This is a genomic window from Ruegeria profundi, from assembly GCF_001507545.1.
In the GTDB taxonomy this organism is placed as follows: Bacteria; Pseudomonadota; Alphaproteobacteria; order Rhodobacterales; family Rhodobacteraceae; genus Ruegeria; species Ruegeria profundi.
On the sequence record NZ_LQBP01000002.1, the window covers coordinates 148871 to 161311 of the forward strand.

Genomic DNA, 12441 nt, shown 5'->3' on the forward strand with positions numbered 1-12441 from the left:
GATACTTCCGTCTAGGTTTTGATAATTGCGCCATCGGCCACCGCATCAAGCCAGGCCAGCATTTGTTGCACTTCTTGTTCAAGGAACGGCTCGTCGGGATAGGCGTTGGCAAGGGTTGCCGCACCTTGGCTTCGCGCCAGAATATGCATGGCCAGCGCATCGGCATCGTCTTCTCTTCCCATTTCCTTGAACCTCCGAGCCAGCCAGACTCGGAATAGATCGAACAGATCGCGTGCACCGGACTCGCCGGGATGGTTCAGCTTTGACAATTCCAGAAACAACGTCCCGACGGGGCACCCGTAGGAGCGGATCTTTTGGTTGTTCATCAACAAGATTCGGATGAAGTTGGCGACGCATTGCTTTGGGGAATGGCCGGCTTCGACCCATCCTCCCAGCATCTTCGACCTGTCGCGAATTCGACGCTCGATAACAGCATCCAGAATCTCATCCTTGGTCTTGAAGTGGTAATAGAAGTTGCCGCGCGAGATTCCCACGACGCTTGCAATATCTGCGAAAGACGTAAAATCGAACCCGCGTTCATAGATCAGCTTGTCCGCGGCGGTTACAATCTTTTCGCGTGTATCCGATGCTTTCATGCCCGCGTCCTTCCAAGCTTGACCATATTACCATCTGAACCGAACTTAGGTCCTGTCGTGGGTATTAGGTCTACGGTCCTAAAAAGTCAATCGGTAAAAGTATTGCAAAATATAGCTTTACAATATTAGGACGCTTGACATACTTAAAATATAGGACAACTGACCTAAGAAAGATAACCATGAAACCCAACTTGTTCTCACCCATCCAAATCGGCGATCTGAAACTTCGCAATCGAATGGTAATGGCACCGTTGTCGCGTAGCCGCGCAACCCCCGAGGGCGTCCCCACCCCCCTTATGATCGAGCACTATCGGCAGCGCGCATCAGCCGGTCTGATCATCACAGAGTCTGCACCTATATCGCACCAAGGGGTCGGATACCCATGCACACCCGGCCTGTACACGCCCGAGCAAACCGCAGGATGGTTGCGTGTCGTGAATGCCGTCCATGCGCAAGGCGGCCGAATTTTTGCGCAGCTGCAGCACTGCGGTCGAATTTCGCACAATAGCCATCAACCCAACCGCTGCGTGCCCGTCGCACCATCTGCTGTCTTGCCGGATGGCGTTGCGTTTACCGCGACGGGATATCAACCCTTTGAAACACCACGGGCTTTGGAAGCCGGGGAAATAAAGGATGTTATCGCGCAGTATCGGCAAGCAGCCGAGAATTGCGTGGCGGCTGGCTTCGATGGAGTCGAGGTTCATGCCGGAAATGGCTATTTGATTGATCAATTCCTGCGCGATGGCACGAACAAACGCGAAGATGCCTATGGGGGAAGCACCGAAAACAGGATGCGTTTATTGAACGAAGTTCTTGATGCTGTGACTGACGTCTTACCGGTAGGTCGGGTTGGTGTGCGACTGTCTCCGGAAAACACCTTCAACAGCATGTCGGATTCTGATCCGCAACGGCATTTCGAGGAAATTGTCGACAACCTCTCTGGAAGAGGTCTGGGGTATCTTCACGTACTGGAAACCAGCATGGATTTTGGCGGGCATGTTGCTGGCGCATCCAGGACTGTTGATTACGGCAAACTGCGCAAGCTTTTCTCTGGCCCCTATATCGCCAACAACGGCTACACCAAAGAACGTGCGGAAAAGGCCATTCAGAGCGGTCATGCCGACCTGATCTCGTTCGGAGCCGCGTTCCTTTCAAACCCGGACTTGGTACGGCGCTTTAAGAAGGGGTTGCCGCTCAACAAAGTTGATAAGTCGACTTTCTATACGGGCGGGGCGACCGGATACACCGACTATCCACAGTTTTCTGCGGAATTCACAGACGCAGCTTAGCCGTTCAAAACACCAAGAATCTGAGCCGGGACACCGGCTCAGTATCCGACTGCAACATAAGTTCCGTCTGGTTCATGATGTGCGTTTCACGCTGCGGACGGCCAGGCCTTCTGGCAAGAGGGTGGGCGCTGGAGGCTTCAGCTTTGTCGAGGGTTGTTGGCGGCATGGGCGCTGATCCTGCGCACGCTCCATTCGACGGCATCCCGCATGGTTCTACCCAGAGCGTCGTCAAACGCCTTGACCAGATCCGGGGTTTGGTCGCTGGCCGAAACCACATACTCGCGGAACGAGTTGGATGCGATGATCTTGTCGTCAAACTCGTCAATGATCTTGATATTGATGCGAACTTCGACCCGAATGGTCTTGGTGCCTTCGGTCTCATTAACCACCAGCCCCTGGAATTCCCGAATATCAGGCGCGATGACGTAGTCGGGGCGCAAACCGACCGTTGAACGGCCCACGGCTGCCACCTTGCCACTGTTTTCATAGCTTTCGACCAGCAACGCCTGAACGATCAGCGGTGCGCGATCCACCCAGCGGGCGCGCGGCAGATATTGCACCTGAAACGGGGTCGGCTGGATTGCGATCTGATCCGTGTTGACCGCAGCCGTCGCCGTGGGTTCCTGTACCACAATCTGCTTTTGAACACGCGGCAACGCCGAAGAAAATGTGCTTTTGGGCGTCAGAAGATACAGGTCGTTCGGCTTGGACGCCTGCCGCAATGTTCCCAGACCTGCGCATCCCCCAAGCGACACAAGGGCAAGGACCACAAGAAAATGCCTTATCATTGGCCAAACTCCGATGCTTGTGTGCCCAGAAGGAAACGCGCGGGATCACGTTCAACTCTGTCGACCAGGCGATCCATATTAATGACCAGCCGTTGCGACTCTTCGATAAAGCGGGTGAATTGCGGCAGGCCGACCCGCAAGAAAGTCGATAGCTGGCGTCGATTGTCCTGCACTATGCCATCTATCGTTCCCAACAGTTCTGAGGCAGATTGTGAGGCGCTGAGTACATCGGCCGAGATGTCATCCAGCCGTTCGGTGACATTCTTCACGGTCGCTGAAACCTCGTTGGCCGCTGTTCGGATATCGTCCATCACGACACCGACATCTTCGTCAAGAATCCTGTTGGCTGAGTCAAATGCGCGCTCGGCGGCGCTGAGCGTGCCTTTCGTCGAGTCCATCGCAACCGTTATCGAACCGAGGGTGCTGTTTGCATTCTCGAATGTCTCGGTAATGACGGCCAGCGACATCTCGGCCTCATCCGTCAGCACGTTCAGGTTTTCAGCCAGGGTTGAGGCCCGGTCGATGAATGGTTTTACATCGTCTTCTATCACCTCACCCGCGCTTTCAATGACAGTTTTTGCACTGTCCAATGCCGCTGTGGCGGAGTCAGACGCTGCTTTAACGCTTTCCAGTGTGTCGTTGCCTGTATTCAGTGTCGTTTCAGCGGTCTGGACCAGATTATCCAACCCATCCGTGAAATCCCCAATCTTCTCGGCAGCGCCGCTTAGATCCCCGGATAGGCTCTCAAAATCAGAAAGTGTCCTGTCCAACCGCCCCGAAGCTGCGCCGAGGTTGTCCAGAATGTTATTGACCCTCTGGCGGTTTTCTTCGTCGACGACGGCATTCAGGTTTTCCAACAAGGTTACAGCCTCATCCAGCACCTTCGGCGCGCCTTCGAACAACGACTGGATGGCGCTGCGTCTGCTTTGGATGACACTGTTCTGGGGCAATCGTTCACCGCTGGCCGACCCGCCGGTCAATTCCACATAACTGACGCCCGTCACACCAAGGGATTGCAGCTGTGCAATCGTGTCCTCGGTCACCGGGATTTCCGCGTCAATCTCAAGCCTGACCCGCACTTTGGATGGGTCGTCATCGTCGAGGGTCAACGAAATGACTTGCCCAACCGGCAGGCCGTTAAAACTGACGCCGCCGGCTGCTGAAAGCCCCGAAACGTTGTCGAACAAAACGTCATAATACGCGTATTGCCGCGAGACCTCGAATTTCGCGAGCCATAGAAAAAATCCGAATGCCCCGAGGATACCCGCAAGGGTGAAAGCGCCGATCAGGATGTAATTCGCTCGGGTTTCCATGATCTCTACCTATCGTGCCCCTTCTCTTGCGCCGCGCGCGCCCGGGGGCCGGTAAAATATTCTTGCACCCAAGGATGATCGACTTTGGTCATTTCTTCAATCCGTCCCTCAACCAGCACGCGTTTTTCTGCTAGCACCGCAACGCGGTTGCAAATGGCATACAGGCTGTCCAGATCATGTGTCACCATGAAAACCGTCAATCCTAATGCGTGCTGCAATTCACCGATCAACTCGTCGTAAGCAGCGGCTCCAATGGGGTCCAGTCCGGCGGTGGGTTCGTCCAGAAATACGATTTCGGGATCCAGCGCCAGCGCGCGCGCCAGCGCAGCACGCTTGCGCATGCCACCGGACAGCTCAGATGGAAATTTCTCGCAGCTGAGTTGCGGCAAGCCGACCAGGCTGATCTTCAGGCTTCCCAAAGCCTGCATAAGCTTTTCGCTCAGCCCGGTATGTTCGCGTAACGGGGCCATGACGTTCTGCAATACCGTCAGAGAGGAAAACAGCGCCCCGTCCTGAAACGCAACGCCCCAGCGTTTTTCTATCCTGCGCCGCTCCTGTTCGGGGCCGTTCAGCACATCGACACCCAACACCTCGATACTTCCAGCGGCGGGTTTGTTCAGCCCGACAATCGTGCGCAATAAAACCGACTTGCCTGTGCCCGAACCGCCCACGATGCCCAGCACCTCACCCCGCCAGACATCCAAGTTTAGATTCTGGTGCACCACCTGCGACCCGAACTGGTTGGTCAGGTTGCGCACACGGATCACTGCCTCGCGCTGAGCGTCGGTGTCCGAAGTCTGCTGCAGCACGGTCCCGTCCATGTCAGATTTCCAAGGTCGCGAAAAAGATCGAGAACAGGGCATCCAAGGCGATGACCATAAAGATTGATTGTACCACCGAGGCTGTTGTCCTTTGACCAACGCTCTGGGCCGAACCTTTGACCTGCATCGCCTGCCAGCAAGCGATTACCCCGATGACGACAGCGAAGAACGGTGCCTTGATCATGCCGATGGCGAAATGCCAGATGCCTGTGCCTTCCTTCAAACGGGTCACAAACATTCCGGGGCTGATGTCGAGGTCGATCCAACTCATCAAACCGCCACCAATCAGGGCGGCCATATCGGCAACAAAACCAAGGATCGGTAGCATGATCAGCAAGGCCACAACACGCGGGATCACCAGCACTTCGATTGGGTCCAGACCCAGCGTGCGCATGGCGTCAATCTCTTCCTGCACTTTCATCGAGCCGATGGATGCGGTGAATGCAGACCCAGAGCGGCCGGCGACAATAATGGCGGTCAGCAGGATACCCAATTCCCGCAACACCGAGATCGAGATCAGCTCAACCACAAAAATTTCGGCTCCGAACTGCTTTAGCTGCGTCGCGCCCTGAAACGCCAGCACAACGCCGATCAGAAACCCCATAAGGGCAACGATGGGGATGGCTTTTAATCCGACCTCTTCCATCTGCGACACCAACGCAGCCTGACGCAGTCGCCATGGCATCACGATCGTGCGGGCCAACCGATGCAACGTCAGACCCAAAAAGCCCAGCATGGACAGGGTGTCCTTCCATGCTCCGGCCGTGCGTTCACCGACGGCAGCTACCCAATCGACAAAGCTGCGGGGTTGGACCTCGGTACCCGGTTCGTCCGGAATATTCTCGGCCACTGTGCCGAGAAGGGCGGATTGCGCAGGGCTTAACCCTTCAAACCGGATCTCAGCGCCCAGTTTCCGCGAGCGTCGCGCCAGATCGGCAATCAGCCATGCGCCGCCAGTATCCAACGCCTCGACCTTGGATAGATCAAACGTAATGTTGCCCCCTTGCGGCTGAACTGCGTGAAACGCCTGTTCGACGGTGTCCAGCGATTGGGTCAGCATCTCACCCGAAATACGCAGGCAGACGCCATCTGCGTCACTGTCCGAATGTATCATGGGTTGCGTCATGGGTGTATGTGATGTGAAACAGCGCCTTGCTGCAACGCATTTTTAGAATGTTTGAGGATTCGTCGCCGCGCATAAGCGGTGGTGTAACAATTTGTGCCCGGTCCATGCCTGTTTAAACACCCGTTTCGACGGGGCTGTTTTCCGAAGGGCGCAGAGTTTAGGGTCACCCAAAACTCAGCACACCGAAACGCTTGTCGAGACCAGAGAACCAAGACAGGGTTTGCGGCAGGAGCACAGTTTTAGAATCAGAGTTGGCAGAATGCAGAAACCGGGAAATATTCTGTTCATTATCATTGATCAGTTGAGGGCGGATTGCCTGCACGGTGCTTTGGCTGATCATGTCGATCTGCCAAACCTGCGCGCGCTTCGGGGCGAAGCCGTCAGCTTTGACTGTCACTATTCCGTCACAAACCCTTGCGGGCCTTCGCGGGCCTCGATCCTGACCGGGCAGTATGCGATGAACCATCGGTCCGTCCGCAATGGCACGCCGCTGCGGCACGACACGCCCAATCTTGCAACTGAAATGCGCAAGGCCGGTTACCTGCCTATGTTGTTTGGCTATACCGACACCTCTGCCGATCCCCGCGTGCATGATCCGAACGATCCGGTTCTGAAATCTTATGAACAACCCATGGCAGGGTTCGATGAAATTGTCGAAATGCGGTTGGAGGAATCCTATCCTTGGCGATCGCATCTGATGAAGCGGGGCTACCGCTTTGACACCTATTGGGATGTGCACAAACCGACCTCTCCTAACGGAGACACGCCGCGCCTGAATGATCCGGCACTCTACAAGGCCGAAGACAGTGATACGGCCTTTTTGACGGACGCGTTCCTCAGCAGTATTGCAGCCTACAAAGGTCAGAACTGGTTCGCTCACCTAACTTATATCCGGCCACACCCGCCGCTTGTCGCGCCCGCGCCTTACAACGATATGTATGATCCAGCCGCGCTGCCTGAGCCGGCCGGGTTTCCTGATGAGGTCAAGGAGCGGGCCATGCATCCCTTCTTTGGCCCGGCAATAGACAGGCAAACGGCTGAGGATGTCGTCTTGGGTTTCGAAAGCGTTGATCCCAAGGTTGAGAATATCCAGATTCTGCGATCCGTTTATCTGGGGCTCGCGACCGAAGTGGATCACCATATTGGGCGTATTATCCAGTTCCTCAAAGAAAGCGGTCAATACGACGACACGCTGCTGGTGGTTACGTCAGACCACGGAGAGATGCTGGGTGATCGCCACAGCTGGGGCAAAATGACCGTTTATGACGCGGCCTATCATACGCCTTTGATCATCCGGCTGCCAGGTAACGAAGCGCAGTCAGGATCGGTGGTGACTGCGCCAACCGAGTCGATCGACATCACTCCGACTATTCTGGAATGGGTCGGTCAACCTGCCCCGAACGCAATGGACGGGCGGTCATTGATGCCCTTGTTACAAGGCGAGGAACTTGAAGACTGGCGCGGCTATACTTTCAGCGAATTGGATTTCGCCGATCCTGAAGCCCCGTCGGTGTGGCAACAAAAGCTGGGAACAGGCTTCAGCGAGTCGTGCCTGGGCATTCTGCGTAACGAACGCTTTACACTGGTCGAGTTCGCCGCTGACCTACCGCCACTATTGTTCGATCATGAAGGCGAAGGAGAATTGCAGAATGTTGCGGACGACCCGGCCTATGCTGCGGACTTGGCGCGTTTAGGGCGGCAGATGCTGCGACATCGGATGTGTAATATGGATCACACGTTGTCGCTGCATTCGCTAACGCCGGACGGCGCAAAATCCAAACCGCGTTACTAACGCAACCTGCGGTGTTCTTGCCCCCTACACCCTCGATTAATCCAATGCTACGCATAACTTGTCTGGAGGGCGAAGTTGGACATTACAGATCAACAGATAAAGTCTATGACAAGCGCGGGCCTGAACCTGATCGGACAGGCGCTTTCGATCTATGACAGCCAGCTGCGTCTGGTGGTCAGTAATCGCCGCTTTCAGGATATGTTTGATCTGCCGGATGAATTGGTGCGGCCCGGTGCGTTGTTCGCTGACACGATCCGTTATCTTGCGTCACAGGGTGAATACGGCACAGATATCGACGTAGAAGACGCCGTCAATCAGCGCGTTCAGCAGGCGCTGACGTTTGAGCCGCATTACTTGGAGCGTGTCCGGGCAAATGGCTGCGTGATCTCGGTCGAAGGTGCGCCGCTACCCAAGGGTGGATGGGTGTCCGTGTATACCGATATTACAAGCACCAAAAAGGCGGAGGCACTGCTGCGCGCACGTTCAGAGGTGCTGTCAGGGCAGTTGCTTGTTCGGGCCGAGGAACTTGCCGCCGCCAACCGGAAGCTTGCCGCAACAAACACAGCCCTGGAGGAAGCAAAACGCCAACTGATCGAGATCGAAGCCCGGACTCGTATGACGACCGAGATGATGCCGGCCCATATCGCCCATCTGGATGCCGACGGGCGGTATGATCATTCAAACCGCCGTCTCAGCTCGGTCATGCCGGGCCGACCATCCGAAATTCTGGGCATGCACATCTCGGAAGCACTGGGCGCTTCGGCTTTTGCCCGCGTCGAACCCCACTTGCAAAAAGCCTATGGCGGCGAAACGTCGGTGTTTGAGTTTACGGAGGATCAGGATTCGCGCCGTATCCGCGTGTCGTTTTCACCGGATGAAGAGGGCGGCGTTTATGTCATGTCGGTCGACATCACCGAGGAAACGCAAGCACGGGTTGCCCTGCAACAGACGCGGCGCCGGGCAATGGCGGCGCAAATGACCAGCGGATTGGCGCATGATTTCTCGAACCTTCTGACTATCATTTTGGGCATGCAGTCCCGACTGGAAAAAATGGACCTGCCCTCAGAGGCGCATGAACTGGTTGCCGCGACCCAAAAAACCGCCCGAAGGGGTGGACAATTGCTAAACCGGATCGCGGATATGACCGGAAACCGAACGTTTCAGCCCAAAGCAACCGATATGCGCAGCCTGTTGGAAGATTTGCGTGTTCTCGCCTCACCTTCTTTGCCGCGCGGTGTCGGCCTTTCGATGGTGAACACCCTGCCGGACGAGGCACTATTGTTGGATCCGGGCATGGTTCAGGACGCGCTATTGAACCTTGTTCTGAATGCACGCGATGCGTGTGGCGGGTTCGGACAAGTCACAATCAGTGCGCATAAGATTGGTGACATCTGGATCGAAATCTCGGTCTCGGACACGGGGCCGGGGTTTTCGAAGGAAGCGTTGGAAAAAGCGCTGAACCCATTTTTTACGACCAAGGGCAGCAAGGGCTCGGGGCTGGGTCTGCCGATGGTGTACGACACAGTAAAACTGGCGGGCGGCGACCTGAGTCTACGTAACACGCCCTCGGGTGCGATGGTATCGATGCGTTTGCCGTATCGCCCTGCTCCGCCAATTCAGGACGGGCTGGTTCTGCTGGTCGAAGATAATGACGATCTGCGCGGGCAGTTCCGTGATATGCTTGTGGAGCTTGGGTTTTCCGTGATCGAGGCCACATCCGTCGACGAAGCACTGGCACTGACAGCCGATATACAGGATATCGCATTGGTGTTGTCGGACATTCGGCTGGAAGGGCAGGGAACCGGCCTTGAGTTGCTGGCACAGCTTAAACCGGGTTTGCCGTGTATTTTAATGACGTCTTTGCCGTTTTCTGACCCGTTGCACCAGCAGGCGCTGACTCTGGCCCCGGTCCTGAGTAAACCGTTCACCCGTGCGCAACTGTCTGCACTCATCCGTACCGAGGCCCCCTCATGACGCAACCGTTGATCACAATTGTCGATGACGAACCCGAAATCCGTCGCGTTCTGACCGATGCTTTGGAAGAGGCAGGATTTCGTACCCAAAGTTTTGCCCGGGCACGGGAGTTTGAGGCCGCGCTGAAACGTGTCACGCCGGATGTGTGCCTGGTTGATCTGTCTTTGCCCGATACGGACGGGCTGGCGCTTGTGCACCGGCTGGCATTGGAACGAGGGGCCGCCGTGATCATCATCTCTGGCCGGGCGCAGGTGCAAGACCGCGTGACAGGACTGGAGCTTGGGGCAGATGACTATATCACCAAGCCGTTTGACCCGGCTGAGGTCGTGGCCCGCATCCGTGCCAGGTTGCGATCCCCCAGAATACAGAACTCTCAGTCGGACGTGGCCGGTTTCAATGGCTGGACTGCGCATTTTGACCGATATGTTCTTATTGATGGCGACGGCAATGAAACACCGTTTAGCCATGCCGAAGGTGAAGTTCTGCGGCTGTTCCTGGACAGTCCCAAACGTCTGATCAGCCGGGCGCAAATGCAAGAAGCGCTGGGGGGCGCTGCTGGAGACAGCTTTGATCGGGCCATGGACGTTCGCATATCTCGGTTGCGGACCAAGCTGGGGGAAAATCCGAAGAATCCGCGCCTGATCAAAACGATCTATGGGGCCGGATATATTTTCCTGGGGGATGTTGAGTGGCGATAAAGCGCCTATAAACTTTCGTAGAACAGCTAAACATAGAAGCCAAAAAGATGAGTTTTATATTAAAAGACAATATATTAGTGTGAAACAGGATAAAGCCGCCCATGCCTGATGTTTGCTGAGATACAGCGCAGAGACTATCTGGGTTCGGGCTATGGATTCTTGGCGCGCTGGGGCGTAACAAGCGGCAACTTGTCCATCCGCCGCAGTTTGGTAACCGAATAAGGCCATTACTGTGCTTGGGAAAAGCGTTCAAAAGGTTTTGGAGAATAAAATGATCAAAAAAACCTGGGCCAAATGGCAATCAGGCCATATTGGACGCCTGCTGGGGGAAAGTTTCCGCAATCAGGGTTGGCTGTACGGAATCGCGATGATTGCCATGGTCGTGGTCGCCGCGACCACGGCTGGCACCGCATGGATGATGGAGAACATCGTCAACGCGATGACCGAGCCCGAGATGCGGGGTCAAGTCTATCTGATTGCAGCAGCCGTGCTTGCTTTGTTTTTTGGCAAGGCTGCCGCGTCCTATGTTCAGGCCGTTTTCTTGGCACGGGCCGGCAACCGGATAATTGCCGTTCAGCAGGAACGCCTATATGCGAAACTGATCAAACGCGGTGTCGGCTTTTTCTCAAAGAACGAGTCATCCAGCCTATTGATGCGCGTCACACAAGGTGCGCAGGCAGCGCGACGATTGGTCGATGTGATTGTCACCAGTTTCGTGCGCGATTTGCTGACATTGATCGGCCTGGTTTTTGTAATGATCTATCAGCAACCGCTGCTTTCGGTGTTGTTTTTCATTGTAGGCCCAGTGGCATTGATCAGCGTACGTTTCCTGCTCAAACAGGTTCGCTCGATCATGAAGTCCGAGATGAAGTCACTGTCCGAGATCTACAAGGTCCTGCAAGAAACCTCTGGGGGCATCACGATCATCAAGGTCTTCTCTTTGGAAGACCACATGGCCGGACGTATGAACAACGCTGTCCGGTCAGTTGAAAAGCGCGCAAATTCAATTGCGAAACTCCAGTCAATCGCAAGCCCGCTGATGGAGTTCCTCGCAGGTCTTGCGATTGCCGCCATACTAGTGATCAGCACAATTGGCTTCGCAGGCAGCGAACCTACGACCGCTGGCCAGTTGATGTCCTTTATCACCGCGCTCTTGATGGCGTATGAACCAGCAAAACGTCTTTCCAAGATGCGCGTTGTCATAGAAACGACTTTGGTTCCCATCGACATGATGTTCTCATTGCTGGACGAAGAAGAACCGATGCGGGAAAGCCCTGACGCGAAGCCTCTGGCCCCTGGCCCTGGGGAAATCCGCCTTCGGGATCTGAACTTTGGATATGCGGGAAAACCTAACGTCATCTCGGACATGAACCTCACGTTCCAAGCTGGGAAAACCACGGCACTGGTCGGTCAGTCCGGTGGCGGTAAGTCGACAATATTTGGCCTGATCATGCGGTTTTATGATCCAGATAGCGGGGCGGTCGAAATAGATGGCCAGGATCTGCAAGGCGCAACTTTTGAGTCGTTGCGCCAAAAAATTTCCTATGTTGGGCAAGAGACATTCCTGTTCTCGGCCTCGATCATGGAGAACCTGAGGTTCGCACGTCCAGATGCGACAGACGACGAAGTGGTGGAAGCGGCGCGTGCGGCACATGCGCACGAATTCATCTGTAAGATGGAATATGGTTACGACACGCAGGTTGGCGAAAACGGGGCATTTTTGTCCGGCGGGCAAAAACAGCGGCTCGCCATTGCCCGCGCGATCTTGCGCAAATCCGAAATCCTGTTGCTCGACGAAGCCACCAGTGCACTTGATGCGGAATCCGAAACGCTAGTGAAAACGGCGCTGGAAAAGCTGACCGAGAATGTAACAACGATTGTTATCGCTCATCGGCTGTCGACGGTGCTTGAGGCGGACAAGATCGTTGTCATTCAAGAGGGTGCCGTCATCGAAGAAGGCAATCTGGACACCCTGATCGAGAATGATGGTATGTTCCGGCAATTGTTCGACAAACAGTTCAGGCAACCAGCCTCCTAGGGGAGC

10 protein-coding genes are annotated in these 12441 nt (G+C 55.3%); 5 read left to right on the plus strand and 5 right to left on the minus strand.

What is annotated here, in order from left to right; translation table 11 throughout:
- Positions 1 to 11: 11 nt before the first annotated feature.
- Positions 12 to 596 carry a TetR/AcrR family transcriptional regulator gene (locus tag AVO44_RS04250; RefSeq protein ID WP_068333068.1) on the minus strand — a complete coding sequence of 195 codons (585 nt, stop codon included), beginning with the start codon at positions 594 to 596 and terminating at the stop codon, positions 12 to 14.
- Between the two features lie 179 nt (positions 597 to 775).
- Here AVO44_RS04250 and AVO44_RS04255 point away from each other — a divergent pair, with 179 nt between their 5' ends.
- Positions 776 to 1885: an alkene reductase gene (locus AVO44_RS04255; protein ID WP_068333071.1), complete on the plus strand. Its 1110-nt coding sequence runs from the start codon at positions 776 to 778 to the stop codon at positions 1883 to 1885.
- A 137-nt stretch (positions 1886 to 2022) separates the two neighbouring features.
- On the opposite strand, the gene AVO44_RS04260 is transcribed toward AVO44_RS04255, so the two are convergent.
- From AVO44_RS04260 to AVO44_RS04275, 4 genes are read right to left on the minus strand one after another with little or no spacing between them, the layout of a single operon-like run.
- Positions 2023 to 2673, minus strand: a complete 651-nt coding sequence (locus tag AVO44_RS04260) for an ABC-type transport auxiliary lipoprotein family protein (RefSeq protein ID WP_068333074.1) — start codon at positions 2671 to 2673, stop codon at positions 2023 to 2025.
- A complete protein-coding gene (locus AVO44_RS04265) occupies positions 2670 to 3986 on the minus strand; it encodes an MlaD family protein (protein ID WP_068333077.1) in 1317 nt (438 codons plus the stop codon). Before AVO44_RS04265 ends, AVO44_RS04260 begins: the two co-directional genes overlap by 4 nt.
- 5 nt (positions 3987 to 3991) lie before the next feature.
- Positions 3992 to 4807 carry an ABC transporter ATP-binding protein gene (locus AVO44_RS04270; protein ID WP_068333080.1) on the minus strand — a complete coding sequence of 272 codons (816 nt, stop codon included), beginning with the start codon at positions 4805 to 4807 and terminating at the stop codon, positions 3992 to 3994.
- Between the two features lies 1 nt (position 4808).
- Positions 4809 to 5921, minus strand: coding sequence for an ABC transporter permease (locus AVO44_RS04275; RefSeq protein WP_233421914.1), 1113 nt, complete (start codon positions 5919 to 5921; stop codon positions 4809 to 4811).
- A 271-nt stretch (positions 5922 to 6192) separates the two neighbouring features.
- Between AVO44_RS04275 and AVO44_RS04280 the strand changes: the two genes are divergently transcribed.
- From AVO44_RS04280 to AVO44_RS04295, 4 genes are all read left to right on the plus strand, one after another.
- Positions 6193 to 7725: an alkaline phosphatase family protein gene (locus tag AVO44_RS04280; protein WP_068333085.1), complete on the plus strand. Its 1533-nt coding sequence runs from the start codon at positions 6193 to 6195 to the stop codon at positions 7723 to 7725.
- Positions 7726 to 7800: 75 nt separating this feature from the next.
- Positions 7801 to 9699, plus strand: a complete 1899-nt coding sequence (locus AVO44_RS04285) for a PAS-domain containing protein (RefSeq protein WP_082677380.1) — start codon at positions 7801 to 7803, stop codon at positions 9697 to 9699.
- A complete protein-coding gene (locus AVO44_RS04290) occupies positions 9696 to 10397 on the plus strand; it encodes a response regulator transcription factor (RefSeq protein WP_068333091.1) in 702 nt (233 codons plus the stop codon). Before AVO44_RS04285 ends, AVO44_RS04290 begins: the two co-directional genes overlap by 4 nt.
- A 271-nt stretch (positions 10398 to 10668) precedes the next feature.
- Positions 10669 to 12435 (plus strand): ABC transporter ATP-binding protein, encoded by a 1767-nt coding sequence (locus AVO44_RS04295; protein ID WP_068333094.1) that lies wholly within the window; start codon positions 10669 to 10671, stop codon positions 12433 to 12435.
- Positions 12436 to 12441: the final 6 nt, after the last annotated feature.

Coding starts and splice junctions, on each gene's coding strand:
- AVO44_RS04250 (WP_068333068.1), bottom strand. CDS start 596: ATGAAAGCATCGGATACACGCGAAAAGATTGTAACCGCCGCGGACAAG.
- AVO44_RS04255 (WP_068333071.1), top strand. CDS start 776: ATGAAACCCAACTTGTTCTCACCCATCCAAATCGGCGATCTGAAACTT.
- AVO44_RS04260 (WP_068333074.1), bottom strand. CDS start 2,673: ATGATAAGGCATTTTCTTGTGGTCCTTGCCCTTGTGTCGCTTGGGGGA.
- AVO44_RS04265 (WP_068333077.1), bottom strand. CDS start 3,986: ATGGAAACCCGAGCGAATTACATCCTGATCGGCGCTTTCACCCTTGCG.
- AVO44_RS04270 (WP_068333080.1), bottom strand. CDS start 4,807: ATGGACGGGACCGTGCTGCAGCAGACTTCGGACACCGACGCTCAGCGC.
- AVO44_RS04275 (WP_233421914.1), bottom strand. CDS start 5,921: ATGATACATTCGGACAGTGACGCAGATGGCGTCTGCCTGCGTATTTCG.
- AVO44_RS04280 (WP_068333085.1), top strand. CDS start 6,193: ATGCAGAAACCGGGAAATATTCTGTTCATTATCATTGATCAGTTGAGG.
- AVO44_RS04290 (WP_068333091.1), top strand. CDS start 9,696: ATGACGCAACCGTTGATCACAATTGTCGATGACGAACCCGAAATCCGT.
- AVO44_RS04295 (WP_068333094.1), top strand. CDS start 10,669: ATGATCAAAAAAACCTGGGCCAAATGGCAATCAGGCCATATTGGACGC.